10 protein-coding genes are annotated in these 15,911 nt (G+C 47.5%); all 10 read right to left on the reverse strand.

Features of this window, described 5'->3' with window-relative positions; all coding sequences use genetic code 11:
* Nucleotides 1–2: 2 nt before the first annotated feature.
* A complete protein-coding gene (locus tag I2I11_RS05965; protein ID WP_196266751.1) occupies nt 3–1,856 on the reverse strand; it encodes a RagB/SusD family nutrient uptake outer membrane protein in 1,854 nt (617 codons plus the stop codon).
* A gap of 13 nt (nt 1,857–1,869) precedes the next feature.
* The gene (locus tag I2I11_RS05970) at nt 1,870–5,103 is read right to left on the reverse strand and encodes a SusC/RagA family TonB-linked outer membrane protein (RefSeq protein ID WP_230679922.1); all 3,234 of its coding nucleotides are present in this window, start codon (nt 5,101–5,103) and stop codon (nt 1,870–1,872) included.
* Nucleotides 5,104–5,227: 124 nt separating this feature from the next.
* On the reverse strand, nt 5,228–6,352 hold the full coding sequence (locus I2I11_RS05975; RefSeq protein WP_196266752.1) for a Gfo/Idh/MocA family protein: 1,125 nt from the start codon (nt 6,350–6,352) through the stop codon (nt 5,228–5,230).
* Between the two features lie 60 nt (nt 6,353–6,412).
* Entirely contained in the window at nt 6,413–7,282 is an 870-nt protein-coding gene (locus I2I11_RS05980; protein WP_196266753.1) for a sugar phosphate isomerase/epimerase family protein, read from the reverse strand.
* Nucleotides 7,283–7,352: 70 nt separating this feature from the next.
* Nucleotides 7,353–10,862 (reverse strand): PVC-type heme-binding CxxCH protein, encoded by a 3,510-nt coding sequence (locus I2I11_RS05985; RefSeq protein WP_196266754.1) that lies wholly within the window; start codon nt 10,860–10,862, stop codon nt 7,353–7,355.
* Between the two features lie 851 nt (nt 10,863–11,713).
* Nucleotides 11,714–11,953, reverse strand: a complete 240-nt coding sequence (locus tag I2I11_RS05990) for a hypothetical protein (RefSeq protein ID WP_196266755.1) — start codon at nt 11,951–11,953, stop codon at nt 11,714–11,716.
* 383 nt (nt 11,954–12,336) lie between these two features.
* Nucleotides 12,337–13,518 carry an arabinan endo-1,5-alpha-L-arabinosidase gene (locus tag I2I11_RS05995; RefSeq protein ID WP_230679923.1) on the reverse strand — a complete coding sequence of 394 codons (1,182 nt, stop codon included), beginning with the start codon at nt 13,516–13,518 and terminating at the stop codon, nt 12,337–12,339.
* Nucleotides 13,519–13,665: 147 nt separating this feature from the next.
* On the reverse strand, nt 13,666–13,932 hold the full coding sequence (locus I2I11_RS06000; protein ID WP_230679924.1) for a hypothetical protein: 267 nt from the start codon (nt 13,930–13,932) through the stop codon (nt 13,666–13,668).
* Complete coding sequence (locus I2I11_RS21230) at nt 13,932–14,165, reverse strand: hypothetical protein (RefSeq protein WP_230679925.1); 234 nt, start codon at nt 14,163–14,165, stop codon at nt 13,932–13,934. Before I2I11_RS21230 ends, I2I11_RS06000 begins: the two co-directional genes overlap by 1 nt.
* A 52-nt stretch (nt 14,166–14,217) precedes the next feature.
* Nucleotides 14,218–15,759 (reverse strand): alpha-N-arabinofuranosidase, encoded by a 1,542-nt coding sequence (locus I2I11_RS06005; protein ID WP_196266756.1) that lies wholly within the window; start codon nt 15,757–15,759, stop codon nt 14,218–14,220.
* Between the last annotated feature and the right edge of the window lie 152 nt (nt 15,760–15,911).

A 15,911-nucleotide genomic window follows, 5' to 3' on the forward strand; every position in this document is an offset into this window, starting at 1 on the left:
AATTAATGGAATGGATTTCTAACTATTTTGGGATTATTATTTAAAACAACTTGATCAATGGAAGAATAATAATTACCCATCTGGAAGTTACGCGGCGCTCTGAACCTTGGCGCCACCAGCTTTACAAAAACATACTTATCATTACGCGGGTCGCCGGGGCGAACCACACGGTAAGGATACAGGGCATACATCATGGCATCAGGGTTACTTGTGCTTCCGTTCCATACTTCATGCGCTATTCTCCAGCGTTTGAGGTCCCACACGCGGTGGTCTTCAAAAGCAAGTTCCACCCGCCGTTCGTTCCGGATTCTGTCCATCGTTAAAGAAGTCAAGCTGTTAGGCCCGAAACCTGCCCTTTCTCTCACCTGGTTTACATAGTTTACCGCCTTATCCATTTGCCCGAGTTCAAAAGCAGCTTCAGCGGCATTCAGGTAAATCTCACCTAGTCTGAAGCGTACCCACCACATATCACTCCGTATACCACGTGTGCTGGCCATGGGGGCAGGATCAAGGAACTTCCTCAGATAGAACCCGGTATTGGTAACTTCAGTTTGTGAACGCTGTGGTCCGCCGGCTCCTGTTAGTAATTTACCGTCGCTATACATGGATCCCAGATCATTTGACTCTACTGTTTCATAACTGTTAGTAGCCGGATTCCAAACCTTTACGCCAGCCTGTATCTGCACATCCAGGCCTTTGAAGGTAGCGCCCGGGTAGATAAGGGTACCATATAACCTCGCATCTTTGTCAGCAAAAATGTCATCCAGGTTATCATAGTAAATAAAATCACTGCCATCAGCTGTGCGTGTCTTTAACTCACCGGAGCTTCCATCCAGGTATTCAAAATCTTCTACCAGATTCAGCGTTGGGGTAATAGCGGATGAGCCCAGGTTATCTTCGCGGATAGAGCGCGGAAAGTTATCATAGCTAAACCAATGCCGCTTGTCCTTGGCTGTTAAAAAGTCCTGCGCCAGAATCACCTCCGGATTATTCGCCTTTTTGGAAACAGCCTCATAGAAGTTTTCGCCCAGATCAGGATTACTTTCATACAAAGCGTATGCTCCGCTATTGATGATTTCCTCGGAAGCTTCTAGAGATTTCATATAATATCCTTCCGCTCTGGAAGCAGGGATTCCTACTTCCCCTCCCGGAGTAGTGATAGGAGCGTCCATCAGGTTGTTATACTTGGCTATTGATCCGGCATATAACATGGCACGGCTTTCCAGCGCAAGCGCTGTATACTTATTAGCACGGGTGTTACTGCCTGCATTTCCCAGGTTATCCTTTATGGCATCCAGCTCACTGGCTATAAAATCATACACCTCTGCTTCGGTAGCTCTTGGCTGCTGCAGCGGAGAAGGATCTCCGCTAAAATCATAGATAAGCTGAGTCGTTACCAGTGGTACGCCACCCATTCTTTTCACAAGCTCAAAATACTGATAAGCCCGCAAAAATCTTAGCTCAGCAGAAAATTGCGTCTTTTGTTCAGCAGAAAGGTTTGTTCCATACTTCTCTATGCTTTCAAGCGCCAGGTTAATATCCCTGATCAGGCTGTAGTCCCATAATCTCCACCTGTCAAAATTGTAGGAAACAATATTATTTCCACCTTCCCCATTACCAGACCATATGGCTTCATCATAGTCAGCAAAGCTTTGCCATCCGGTAGTAAGGGAAGTATGAGCAGGCAGGCGGTTATAATAATTAGCCAGCAAGCTCGTGATCATTTTCGGATCGTTCCATACCTGCTCTTCCAACACAATGTTGGGTGCATCCCTTTCCAGCCACTCCTCCTTCTCACAGGCAGAAAGAGAAAGCAGGGATACACTAAAAATTATATATTTAGCTATATTTCTCATATTGTTAATTTTATTACAGCGTTAAGTTAAAACCAAAGTTATATAGCCTTTGCTGCGGGTATACCAGGCCGTTTCCTGAAGAAATTTCAGGATCGATTTCCAACTCTTTCACATTATCAATTGAGAAAAGGTTAGAGGCATTTGCATAAACTCTCAGCCCCGTTATACCAGCCTTCTCTATCAGGCTTTGCGGAAAGGAATAGCCTAATTCAATATTTCTGAGGCGTATGTACCGCACATTGGTTACCCAGAAATCATTTTTGCGGAAGTTCGCATGGCTGGTATAATCTTTTCTAATAGCGGGATACGTTCCAGGCAACCATGGGCTGTCGGCATTGAACGGATCTTCGCGGTGCCAGCGGTCTTCAAGCATGAAGTGCGGAGAAGTACCGTTATTCTGGAAAGGAAACTTTAACTCCCAGTTGCGCTGAAAGCTCTGATAGTTAGCTCCTGCAAAATCGATGAAAAGACTAAATCCTTTCCAGGCAACGCTTCCGTTAATGCCGAAGCTCATGTAAGGATTCGCGCCTTCTGCATACCCGATGGGCCTTTCATCCAGGTTGTTTATAATCCCATCGCCATTTACATCCTTGTAAATAAAGTCGCCGGGAAGTTGCGTTCTGTTACCTTGTCCGTCATTATCTACGGTATAGTTATCTATGTCCTCCTGAGACTGAAATCTGCCTATGACCTGGTAGCCCCAGTTAATATTCGCCCAGCGATCTTCAATGGAGCTACGGTACTCATTCCACGAGTTTCCGAAGCGGGGCTTGTATGTTTCCAGATCTCTCAGTCTTGATAAGGTCGCATTCACTCCCAGCGAGTAATTAAAATCACCGGTTGTACCTCTGTATGCCAGCGCTCCCTCAACACCACGATGTGCATCAGAGTTAAGATTGGCATTCGGCAAGCCATACCCTACTTCGCTTGGCAATAACACGTCATACCTTGATGCAGGCAGTCCCGTACGTCTGCGCTCAAATACATCGAACTGGCCTGATATTTTACTATCGAATAAGGCAAAGTCAATGCCGACGTTTTTCGTAATATTAGTTACCCATGAAAGTGTTGTGATGGGCAGCCCCCGCGGCTGAAGGCCTGTAACCAGGTTACCATTGAAAACAGCACTGCCGCTGGCCCAGTTATACCCTGGCAGGTAACTAAACGGAGATACAATCCAGTTATCATTCAGACGGTCACTTCCGGTTTTACCATAGGAAGCTCTAAGCTTTAAATCACTCAGGAAGCTGCCAACATTATCCCTGACAAAAGATTCTTCTGAAATTCTCCATCCTACAGAAACGCCCGGAAACAATCCCCAACGGCTGTCCGGCGCGAAGAGGAAGGAACCGTCATAGCGGCCTAAAATTTCCAGAAGGTACTTCTCCTTGTAATTATAGTTCAACCTGCCAATATAGCCTGCCCTGGCCTGTACGTTCCACTCATCGATAAGAAGATCCTGGTTTTGGAAATACTGAATGGGAATGTAGTTGTTGGGTGGCACCGTATGCACTACCAGATATTTATTATCTGTATCGTAGCGCTCGTAAGCAGCCACTGCCGACACATTGTGGTCGCCAAACTGTTTGTTGTAATTTAATTGAAACTGAGCAAAACGATCTACAATGTTTCGTTTGCGCCGCTCTCTCCAGGGGTTCTGGTTACCCCAGGCCGGGTCCGTGGTATAGGTATCAGTGGCCTCATCATACTTATAAGCATCATAGGTATACTCAAAGCCATCAAAATCAAAGTTCGTAAACCCGTACGAGTAAGTTCCCCTGGCTGTTAAACCAAAATCGAAGTCATACTCAGCATAGAAATTCCCCCGTACGTTACGCCAAATCTCATCTACATAACCGGTAACATCTTCCTGATAGGTAGCAGGATTCACGTTCACATTATGTGTTTGATTTATGTAGTTAGGGTTATCGTTGGCATAGGGCCTTTCGGTGGGCCACATGGTAAAAATACTCAGGAACGGGTTGAAGTAATCATCCAGGCCCGGAACTCCCACCTGGTGCCGATCTTCAATACGGCCACTAAGTTGCGTGCCAACCGTTAATCCTTTTATTAAGCTGGCGTCTATGTTTGCCTGGAAATTGGTGCGGTTAAAGTTATAATCTCTGATAAGCGCCTCCTGGTCCAGATGCCCTACCGAGAAATAGTAGTTAACGCTCTCCGAGCCGCCTGAAGCGCTGGCATTAAGAGAATACTGCGGCACATTGGGCCGCATAACCATATCATAATAATCGAAGCTGCGGTAGTTCTTTTCAGTACCTGCCTGCCATTTGGCCAGTTCCTCAGGCGTTATGTTGGGCTGCCTGCCCTGGTTTTGTTCCGACTCCGCCAGGCCAAGCACATGCTGGTAAGCATTGGCAGGCTTAGGATAACGGGTAAAATTTTGCAAGCCATAGTAACCTGATAAAGTAATGGCTGTTTTTTCCCCTGCCTTGCCTCTTTTTGTAGTAACCAGTATTACGCCATTTGCTGCCCGTAAACCATAGATAGCAGCAGAAGCATCCTTCAATATAGAGATATTCTCAATGTCGTTGATGCCGAGGTTATTAAACTGGCCTGCATCTGAAGGAATCCCATCAATAATGTACAAAGGGTCGCCCATGTTGCGTATCTGAATGCTTGCAGCGCCTCCGGGCCTTGCATCAGCCTGCCGTGCCGTAATGCCCTGCACTTTACCAACCAATGCCTGCGATGTAGTTACGGCAGGTGTTCTGGTTATCTCCTTGGACTGAATAGTACCTACTGCACCCGTTACCGTTCCCCTGGTTTGCGTACCGTATCCCACTACCACGACTTCCTCCAGTGCCTTTGCATCAGTACTAAGGCTAACATTTATCACGGATTGGTTTCCTATCGGTACTTCCTGTGTTACGTAACCAATAAAAGAGAACACCAGGGTACCACTGCCATCCGGTACAGTAATCGTATAATTGCCATCAACGCCTGTGGGAGCAGCTATAGAAGTTCCTTTCAGCAGCACTGTTACACCGGGCAAGCCTGCCCCATTCTCGTCGGTAACCTTTCCGGTTACTGCCATTTCCTGCACGGCAGGCATTGCGCGGCCAGACAGAGCTTTGTCTAAAGGTGAAGTACCGGCTTCTCCTTTAAGATACATTGCAGACCTTAAGTCAGGGTTATCATAGCCGGTAGCTGCTCCGGAAAGAGAAATACAGCATGCCGCAAAAGCTAAACCATACTTTCCCCAATAATGCGTAGTTATTTTTCTCATAAATTGTCTGTTTTATTAATTCTTTTAATAAATACCCATCAGATGTGCTGCATGTAATATGCCCCCGGAATTCATAGAAAACGGTAAATACTGGTAAGTATGGAATGGCATCACGCCATCACCTTTATGCAGGAACTCCGGACCACGTAAACTCCGGCAGGTAAATAATCTCACCACCTTTCATGGCAGATTCGTGGGCCAGGATGCCCACGCACGTGATGTTGGCGGATTGCTGTGCATTCGGGTAAGGCTGGCGACCTTCTGTAAGGGCACTTATAAACGCATGAACCAGGTGTGGGTGCGAACCGCCATGGCCGGCACCCTGAATGAAGGACAAGTGCTGGTTGCTCTCTGAATCATAAACGCCCGCTTTGGTAAACATCTGAATTTCTTCCGGCAATAAGCGGGCATAATCAGGAATCTTCACCCGCTCAGGGGTTTCGCCAGTGTGAATTACGCTGTCCTCGTGCTCAATTTGTGTCCATTCAAAAGACTTTCTGGAACCGTATACATCAAAACTCTCACGGTACTGACGCGCTGTGTTAAACAGCGAACGTGTTACCTCAGCAGAGAGATCCGAATCTTTGAATTTAATATGACAGGTTTCGATGGCGAAAGGAGATCCATACTTGGTAATAAGGTTCTCGTCGATGCGGCCAGAGCCGAAGCAGGACACATATTCAGCCTCCGCCTTTGGCAAAGCCAATACCGGCCCCACACAATGCGTAGCATAGTGCATGGGCGGCAGCCCCTCCCAATAGCCCGGCCAGCCAGCCATTTCCTGCTGATGTGAGGCCCTGAGAAACTGAATTTTGCCCAACTCCCCTTTCTCGTACATCTCCTTCACAAACAAAAACTCACGGCTGTACACCACTGTTTCCATCATCATGTAAGTAAGTCCGGTTTCCTGTACTGCCTCTACAATCTGACGGCACTCTTCCACCGTAGTCGCCATTGGCACCGTACAGGCCACGTGCTTACCTGCCCTTAAAGCTGCAAGCGATTGCGCTGCATGGTTCTGAATAGGCGTATTGATATGTACCGCGTCTACATCAGGATCTTTCAGCAGTTCATTGTAGTCCGTGTATCTTTTTTCAATCCCGAAAGCATCTCCTATCTCATCCACTTTACTTTGCGTGCGCTGGCAAATGGCATACATGTTTGCATCAGGATGTTTCTGGTAAATGGGAATGAATTCAGCACCGAAGCCCAATCCAATAATGGCGATATTTATTTTCTTTCGACTCATAAGAAATTATGCAGTAAAGTTGAACACATCAGTTAACACAAGAGAGGGGGCTGCTCCTATTTAAGATTCTGCGCTTTCAGCCCAATTTTTCAAAAACTTCAATCCATCACTGGCAAACATATCCTGGCTGGGTACCAGCGGGCGCCAGATACACACTGCGCCGGCAAGTTCCTTAACTTCAGGCGTAAAACTCTCAATAGACACAGCCCCGCTGTAGTTGATAGCGGTCAACCCCCGTTTGTAGGCATCCCAACGCGTCTGGCCGGTGCCGGGAGTGCCTCTGTAATTTTCTGAAACCTGCACATGGCGCAGTTTATCACCTGCCAGTAAAATGGCCTTTTCTATGTCAGGCTCCTCGATGTTCATATGAAATCCATCGAGCAATACCATGGCAGCCGGATGATTGATATCCCGGATGAGGCGCATCACATCTTCAGCCGTGTTGATAAGATCGGACTCAAAACGATTAAGCGGTTCCAGGGCCAGTTGCAATCCCCTGGCTTCTGCCATCCGGCAGACCTTCTGCAGATTCGTCACAGCCCTGTCCCACTCCACCTGCTTTTGTTCAGCAGAAACCAGACGGGCTTTGCCTACAGCCGAATACATGGGCCCGGCAAAAAATCCGGCTCCTAACGCTGTACAAATATCCAGGCACGCCTGTATGTAGGCAAAGCTGGTCTGGTGGAAGGCAGGATCATCGTGGGTCAGATCGCGGCTGGTGCCGAAGGCCCCGCAAATGACGGGCTCCAACCCATTCTGCAGCAATGCTTCTTTTACTTTTTTAACATCTATCAACGCAGGGTCCTCCACCGGAATTTCCACCACGTCGTAGCCCATCTGCTTTATTTTAGGGAAGAGCGCAACAGTTTCAGTACTGAAGGGTGACGTCCACAGCCAGGTACTGACACCAAATTTTATATCTAAGCTCATGGTTTGAATTTGAGTTGAGTTTAGTTAGACATCTGTTATTTCCATAAAAGACTCAGGAAACATCGTCTGTCTATTTTACAACTTTCATCACACCGTTCATAATGCGCCAGTGGCCCGGAAACGTACATACATAAGGGTAGTCACCAACTTTATCCGGGGCTCTGAAGCGTATAATGGTACTTGATTCAGGGTTTACCAACTCAGTAGCGGCCAGCACTTCCGGAATACGCGGTACGTAGTTCTTTTCTGCACCTTTCGGGTCTCTTGCCAGTTTATCGGCTGCGGCTCCTACTTTTTCCATAGTTCCTATCTTACCCAGCACCCAGTTGTGCTGCATAAAATCAGGGTTCTCCAGCACAAGTTCTACCATTTGCCCAGCTTTTACAGTGAATGATTCCTTATTGAACTTCATCTGTTCTTTAATCACCTTTATATTCACTGTAACATCCGCTTCCGCGACGGCACTACCGGCTTGGTTGCTATTATCAGCACTTACCTCTATAAAGCTTTTAGAGAAACCTCCATTTAATCCCGAATCATCCTTATAAGGGCCCACCTTCATGTCTCCCTTCCTGTCTGTGCCCACCCTTATATCATATGGCACCTGCTCCTGAAACAAACCAGCTGCTTTTCCTTGCGCTACGGTCTGCCCATCTATTTGCAAGACCATTTTGCCGCCTTGTTTCAACTGCGCCACAACATTGAATGCTTCTGCCTGCGGCTGCGGAGCAGAAATTGTGGAAGCCTTACCATGCTGCTTTACCAGCATGTATAATTTGCCTTCTCCGGCATAAAGGGCATACCCGTTTTTGTTATCACCATGCGCCACCAGCACACCATCCACCACATTATCTCCCCGTTTGTTAACAGTACCCCGAATGGTGATTTCTTTGCCTGCCACATCTGGGGCGCTTAGGGCCGGGATGCCTACCCATCTTTCCAGCATTCGGATATCCTTCTCGAGGCTTTGGGAAATGCGCTGCGTTAGGCTGGCCGCCCCGGACTCAGACTGGAGAGGAACAGCACCGCTTTGCATGGCCTGTTTAAAACCATGCTGGTGTTTGGCCGCTGCAACAAACAAAGCTTGCGCAAGGGCAGGATCCTTTTCATTAGCTGTATCAAGGCTGGCCTGATATAATGCCTTACCGGCATCATCCGAAGCTGGCATTTCCGCTACAGCCAAGAGGGCTGCTAAGCGGGTAACCAGGTTTGCATCCTGTAGCAGTCCTAATTTCAGCATAGCACCCAAAGTCTGCTCATTTTTTGGCAGCACCTGGATAGCGGTTTTCCTTACGCCGGCAGCAGGATGCGAAAGCGCTTTGACAGCAACCTGCAAGGCTTCCGGATTAGCGCCTGACAGAGCGCCCAAGCCCTGCATGGTCCAGAGCGCATGCACTGCAGGCGCATTCAGGCCAATTTCATCCACTTGCTGGTTATTTACTATTTCGTAGAGTGCCGGAACAACAGCGGTATTGCCTGATTCTACCAGCAGACGCTGCGCTGTGGTGCGCCAGAACATATTATCATTTTTCAGGGCGTTTACGAGTGTTTCGGGTTTGTTTCTGTCCAGCTGAACAGGAGTGTATGGTTTCGCACCTTTATATATGATTCTGTAGATACGGCCACGCTGATGGTCGCGGAGAGGGTTGATGTAAGCATTTCCCTTTCCGGTTTCTGCCTGATAGCCGCCCCGGTCAGGCGTAGGTGTTGGATTGTGCTGGATAATAAAATCATACCAGTCGGCTACCCATACCGCTCCGTCAGGACCAACTTCTGCCTGCACAGGCCCCATCCACTCATCAGAACTGGCCATCAGGTTCCAATCATCTTGCTCTTTGTAGCCGGCGCCATCGGGCTCAAGTATAGCCTGGTGTACCACACGGCCGGTAGGCTCACATACAAAGGCAATACGGTTCCAGTACTCTTGCGGGAAGCTTCGGGCAGTATATAAATTATGACCGGCTGCTGCGGTAAAACCACCATGCACATCTACCTGGCGCAAATTAGGTGTCATGGTATGCATGGCATAATGCCCGTCTATCTTCTTTATACCTTGTGCATCTCCCCCTGCCAATACTCTTTTAATGTAACTATCCGGCATGTAATAGTAAGCGCTGTGGGTATTGTTAGCCGTGGAGAGGAAGATGTCGAAGTTTTCATTAAAGCCCAGGCCCCAGGTATTGTTACTCGTTCTGGCAAGGTATTCTAAATTTTTGCCATCCGGGCTGAAGCGGTAAAGCCCCTGGCCAAAAGACATTTCTTTACCACCTACTTTTCCTTCAAAAGAAGAGTAGCCTACCGTACCCCATATTTTATTGTCTAAACCATACTTCAGGTTAGAGGGGCCTGCATGCGTATCGCTAACGCCCCATCCTTCTATTATCGTTTGGCGCACGTCAGCTTTGTCGTCGCCATCTGTATCTTTCAGGAAAAGGAAAACCGGTGCCTGCGAAACAATTACGCCTCCGTTAGCAAATACCAGGCTTGTAGGAATATTCAGGCTGTCTGCAAAAACAGTAAATTTATCCGCTTTCCCGTCACCATTGGTATCTTCTAAAATCTTGATGCGGTCATCTCCAACACCTTCCTGGTCGCGCACGGAGTTCGGATAATCCACTGTTTCAATTACCCACAAACGGCCTTTTTCATCCCACGACATGGCAATGGGGTTTACAATATCCGGTTCAGAAGCAAACAGTTGCAGTTCGAAACCTGCCGGAACCTGAATTAATTTCTGAGATGCTGCAGCGTCTAAAGGATTCTGGAATTTCGGAGCAGGATCGCGTTTTTCATAATTCGGAACCTTAGCCTCTACATAGGTTAAAGTAGGTACGTTTAGTTTGGCTAACTGCTCTTTTGCCTCATCACTTACGGCCCAAAGAATGCCATTGCCAATCAGCTTCTGAAATTCAGGATTACCCCAACTACGCTCATCATGTCCGGAAGCCGTATAAAATACGCGGCCTTTACCTTGCGTGCGTACCCAGGTCCACGGCTCATGATGTTCGCCTTCCACCCGTTCCATCAGCACCGTCATATCGGGGTTTATCTTGCTATGCACATAGGTTTCATCCCAAGCTTCGAATTCAGAAACGCCCTGCATCACAGGATGATCCGGTTTCACAATCTGAGCAGTGAATGTCGCTGTATCATGCCTCAGGAACTGCCCTCCCACGGTGTTTACATACCAATCGGAGTTTCTGAAGCAAAAAGAGGCGCAATGAATAGGTATCAACCCTTTACCCCCTTCAACAAAAGCTTTGAGCGCTTGCTCCTGCCCGGGAGCTATTGTATCGTGGTTGGCATAGATAATTACCCCGTCATACTTGCTCAGATTCTCCTGGTTCAGATCCCCGGGATTTTCGGTGTAAGTCAGGTTTATTCCTCTTTGAAACAGGGGAATTGCCAGCATCGGGGCCAGCTTCTCTGAATCATGATGTTTGCTGTTATGCCCTAAAAAAAGAATCTCAATCCGCTTTGGCGGCAGCGAGGTCCCGGCACTTTGCTCTGAATGCGTTTTTTGGGCACACTGGCTTAGTATCGGGAAACTAAGAATTAAAGCGTATAGTAATCTCCTCATAGTATTAGCCTTTTATTTAACAAGAATCTTAACTTTAATTATGTATGGCACGAGATATTTGACTATAAAACAGCTTAATAGAAATAGTTAAGTTATAACTTAACTCAGGTTGCGACATAAAAACTGACTGATTCCTGCTAAGTAGAAATCATGGAATTACAGCGTTTTACCGGAGCGCTCCGGCAGCCACTCATCGCTTCTGAAAAAAACGACTTCCTGGTTACACAGCATCTGTTACTAAAATGCCGAATGCCTCTTTTTTCTGTTGTATCAGTATAGCTTGCCTGTTACTGCAAATTTCCGGTAGCATGCCGGTTCCAGCAGTTAGCATACAAACTATACATGATGAACTTCCAGGTTATTCCTGCTCTTCAGCTTTTGCTTATAAGCAGCCTCAATCCCTGTACATCACCTGTTATACTTTGAGGCACCCCGCTTTGCAACGGAAGGTGTGCCCCTGAATTCTAAGAAATCTTTATCCTGAATACATTAACAGAGTATGGCTGCAATGGCAATTTTACTTTTTCACCATTTACCTGAACCTGTTTCTGAACAGGGCTTACCGCCTTAGGATTCTCAAGTTAGGGATGCGGCACCAATCTTCTTGCCCTGCGGATTCACAAGCTCAACTGTTAAAGCAACATTGTCATCACCCTGCTGCCGCGCTAATACCGAGAAGTTGTATTTTTCTCCCTGCTTAATACCCATCCCCCGGAAGCCCTCATTAGACAACCCATAGTTGCCTTCATGGATTGCACTTCCACACGCACAAACCGTGGGTTGCTGAGTTTAGCTGCGCCGCGATTGTTTACCAGTATACTTCCGTTTGCGCCGCCGTTTTTCTGCTCTTTTCACCCCATTATAGGTGTATCGAACTCAAAGGATCGGCTTTTCACCAACTCAGCATAAATTCCGCCATCAGCGCCCAGGTTAATATCCTCAAAGAAAATCCCCCACATAGTAGGCTGCACCTCAGCTTTTACCTCATTTACTTTTACTGTAAAAACCCTGTCCTGCTGCGCAAAACCATCGCCTGTTCCGGCAAGTATTCTTGCTGCTATGGTGAGAGTTGTGAAAAGCTCTTTTCTCATATACTGTAATTAACCTGTACTCTTATTTGATCAGGCAATCTGCTTCGTTCACTATAGCTTCGCGCTGGGTAAGGGCCCGGGTTATATAGGTGAAAACATACTGCCCTATGCTGTAATAACAAGCCAGAAGCAGCAGTGCCCTTTCCTATACCTGCCTTGCTTTGTTTTGCCTTACATCAGAAAACATAGCATGCAAATTCAACTCATCAACTCACCCGATGAAGCTTGTAAGTGTTTAACCAAATATAAACGTATTATTGACAATTAAAAAATATTTCACAAAAAGACTTTTAATTTTATGGTATAATGTGGCATTTGGTTGTAAGCAACAGGAGTAGCTTAATTAGCAGTTAACAGGTACAGGCTGTGCAGTTTATACTTAACTATTTCTTGCTGCCTGCTGCGGTCTGCTTTGTGGTTACGATAGGCCAGCCATTTTTATCCCAACTCAGCTTTTCTATTCTGAGCTTCGGCTTGCCTTTGTCTGCTGCATCGTATGCATGAAAAATCAGGTAATCCTGGCCGTTAAAATTACAAACAGCGTTGTGCCCGACACCGTACCAATTCTTATCGCCCTCCAGCAACAAAGTGCCGCCGCCCCGCGTCATTTTCTTCCCTTCTTTATCTACATAGGGCCCCGTTACTTTATCAGACCGGCCAACAACCATTTTGTAAGTGCTTTCAGGCCCACGGCAGCAATAGTCGAATGAGGCAAACAGGTAATAGTAATTGCCCTTTTTATAAATGAAGGGAGCTTCTACAGCGCCATTTCCCGGATCTCTGGCATCCAGCGTATCAGAGCGATCGCGCTTCACCAGGGTATGCCACTCCTGCGGATCGTCTGCAATGGAGAGCATCTTCTGCTTCAGTTTAACAAGTTTGAGCCCTTCCCAGAAAGATCCGAAAGCAAGCCAAGGCTGGCCCTGCTCGTCCAAAACCAGGTTCGGATCAATGGCATTCCACATGTCGCGCCCAGGCACCGACTGCACCACAATACCATGATCAACCCATTTAAAATCAGGATCAGAAGGATGTAGTGTTTTGTTTGTAGCTACGCCAATGGCAGAAGTGTTTTTGCCAAATGCTGATACCGAATAGTAGAGGTAGTACTGCCCGTTGTGATAACTTATATCAGGGGCCCAGATATGGTTCTTAAAATCTGGTACCACCTCAGTTGCCCATGCTGGCGGGTTAGCAAAAACGGCATCTTCCCTTTCCCAGTTCACCATATCTTCCGACGACCATACGGCGATACCTCTTCCCGTGCAAAAAAGATAATACGTACTGTCCTGCCTGATCATAACCGGATCATGCACAGAAATCTGTTGTTTGTTCTGAGCAGAGGTAACAGGCGTTATAACCAGCCAAAGTATAAATGTTGCCAGCAGTTTTTGTATACTGATCTTTGCCAGGCTACTAATATCAAAGCCAGACACTGAAACCACCGGAAGCGTAGTGCCGCCTCTGTCAGGTGCTTCCAAACCCTTTCCCTTAACGCAGGAGAACTTCCCCATGCTTAAGAGGCAAAAAGCAGCCACATTGCTAAACCCGCTTTCTTTTTTCATACATATACATTTTGTGCCGCCATCCTGCTCCTGCCTGCTGCTTTCGCTTTGGCAATGATCTTTTCTACATCCTGCATCTGCCAAATACAAAAGACAGGCAGTTTGCTATACCTTGATGCAAGTTGCTACAGTAGTTATATACATGCGTTATTCTGCTTTTGCAGGCTTCACGCCTTCTGATGTCATCACGACCTGCTTCATAGTGCCATCCGGATTATAGAACAGTTCATCAACGGCAACGGATCGCCGGAAACTGCCACCATGAGGCTGCACCCCGCCACCGTTCTGGTATATGAAGTATGACTTCCCTTTAAAATCGATGATGGCCCACTTAAAATCTTTAGCCCTGAGCGGCACGGCATGCTCCGTCCAGGTTACCATATCCAGCGAGGAGAAAACCAGCCACTCGTTCATTACATACCCTGCACGCCCGGCAGGCACCTCGTCATGACCAGCGGAGAGGTATACCTTGCCATCGTGCACCAGCGCTGCCGGATCTGCTGTATACTTGTGGGTAATAATTGGATTACATACAAGTATACAGCGTATCCGAGGGAGAGGGAAATGGTTACCCTGGCCGGTGCGATAGCAAATAATGCGCCTACAACCATTGAACCCAGTATGCCGGTTTTCTGAAAGGCTTTCATCGGTACATCATCTTTTGGTTATCTTCTAAAGCTTTTCCTGCGGCCCGGCTCACTATTTTAACTCCAGCACTACTACCGAGAAAGGCGGCAGCTTTACAGTCAGGTTATCCCCCTTTAACTTCGCGCCCTTAAAAGTCTCCGGCTTGATGGCATCCGGATTATCAAAAGAGTTGTAGTCCTGCAGCTTGTCAGAGGTCAGCAGGCGTCCGGTTACATTCTTATATTTTGCACCGTCAATGCTGATCGTAATATCCTGCTCTTTTTTGGCATCTATGTTTACGAGCGATATGTGCGTCAGCCCGTTTTTGTCCTTAGAGGCTGAGCCGGATACGGCCGGCAGCTTTTCGCTACCCATCACATAAGCTTCGCTCTTGATCGTGAGCGGCAGCCAGGCGGCATCCTGGTGCACATTATACATCTCCATCACGTGGTACGTCGGGGTCAGAATCATTTTCTCCTCATCCGTTAAAATAACTGCCTGGAGCACGTTAATGGCCTGCGCCAGGTTTGCCATGCGCACGCGGTCGCTGTGGTTGTTGAAAATATTCAGGGTAGCACCGGCAATCATGGCATCGCGCATGGTGTTTTGCTGGTACAGAAATCCCGGATTGGTGCCCGGCTCTACCTCATACCAGCCTCCCCACTCATCCACCACCAAAGCAATTTTCTTCTTCGGATCGTACTTATCCATAATGGCTGTGTGCTTCTGTATCAGCTCCTCCATAAACAGTGCCCGCTGCATGGTCGTGAAATACTGCTGTTCCGTAAACGTGGTGGAGGGGCCCTTCTTTTGCCAGTCAATTACGGAGTAATGGTGCAGCGCTACGCCTTCGATCAGGTTCTGCGGGATGTTCTTCATCAGCACCTCCGTCCAATGGTAGTCGGCGGAGTTGGCGCCGGAGGCAATGCGGAAGAGGTTTCCGGTGTTGTTCCAGTCCGACACAAAAGTGGCGTACTTGCGGTACACGTTGGCATAATATTCGGCTGTCATGTTACCGCCACAGCCCCATGCCTCGTTCCCAATGCCCCAGAACTTAACATTCCAGGGTTCTTCTCTTCCATTCTCGCGGCGCAGCTTCGACATAGGACTAACACCGCCGAAGTTCACATACTGTACCCAGTCAGCCAGTTCCTGCACGGTGCCGCTACCCACGTTACCTGCCAGGTATGGCTCAGCGCCCAGCAATTCGCACATGTTCAGGAAGTCGTGGGTGCCAAAGCTGTTGTTTTCTGTAACACCACCCCACCAGGTATTTACTATCGTTGGCCGCTGATCTTTGGGGCCGATGCCATCTTTCCAGTGGTAAGTATCAGCAAAGCAACCGCCGGGCCAGCGCAGGTTCGGAATTTTCAGCTTCTTCAGCGCGGCCACCACATCATTCCGTACTCCCTTTGTGTTTGGTATTTTAGTATTATTCTCCCCCACATAAAAACCGCCATAAATCGACCGGCCCAAATGCTCGGCAAAGTGGCCGTAAATGTGGCGGCTGATTATCCTGTCCGGCTTGGCTGGCACAGTTAGCTCACCCGAGTTCTGCGCATAAACCGAGATACTGCAGACAAATGCCAGGCATACTGATAACACTCTTTTCATACTTGATATATTAAATTATACGGTATGGTTAGTTAAAATAAAATTCCTTATCAATTAACTTCAGCGCTTCAATATAAGTGTTTATTTCACATTTATAAACATTCCTGCGACTTTCTTTACAAAAACTTGTTGCTTAATTTGCCAGAAAAGAG

The sequence above is a fragment of the Pontibacter rufus genome, from assembly GCF_015694705.1.
In the GTDB taxonomy this organism is placed as follows: Bacteria; Bacteroidota; Bacteroidia; order Cytophagales; family Hymenobacteraceae; genus Pontibacter; species Pontibacter rufus.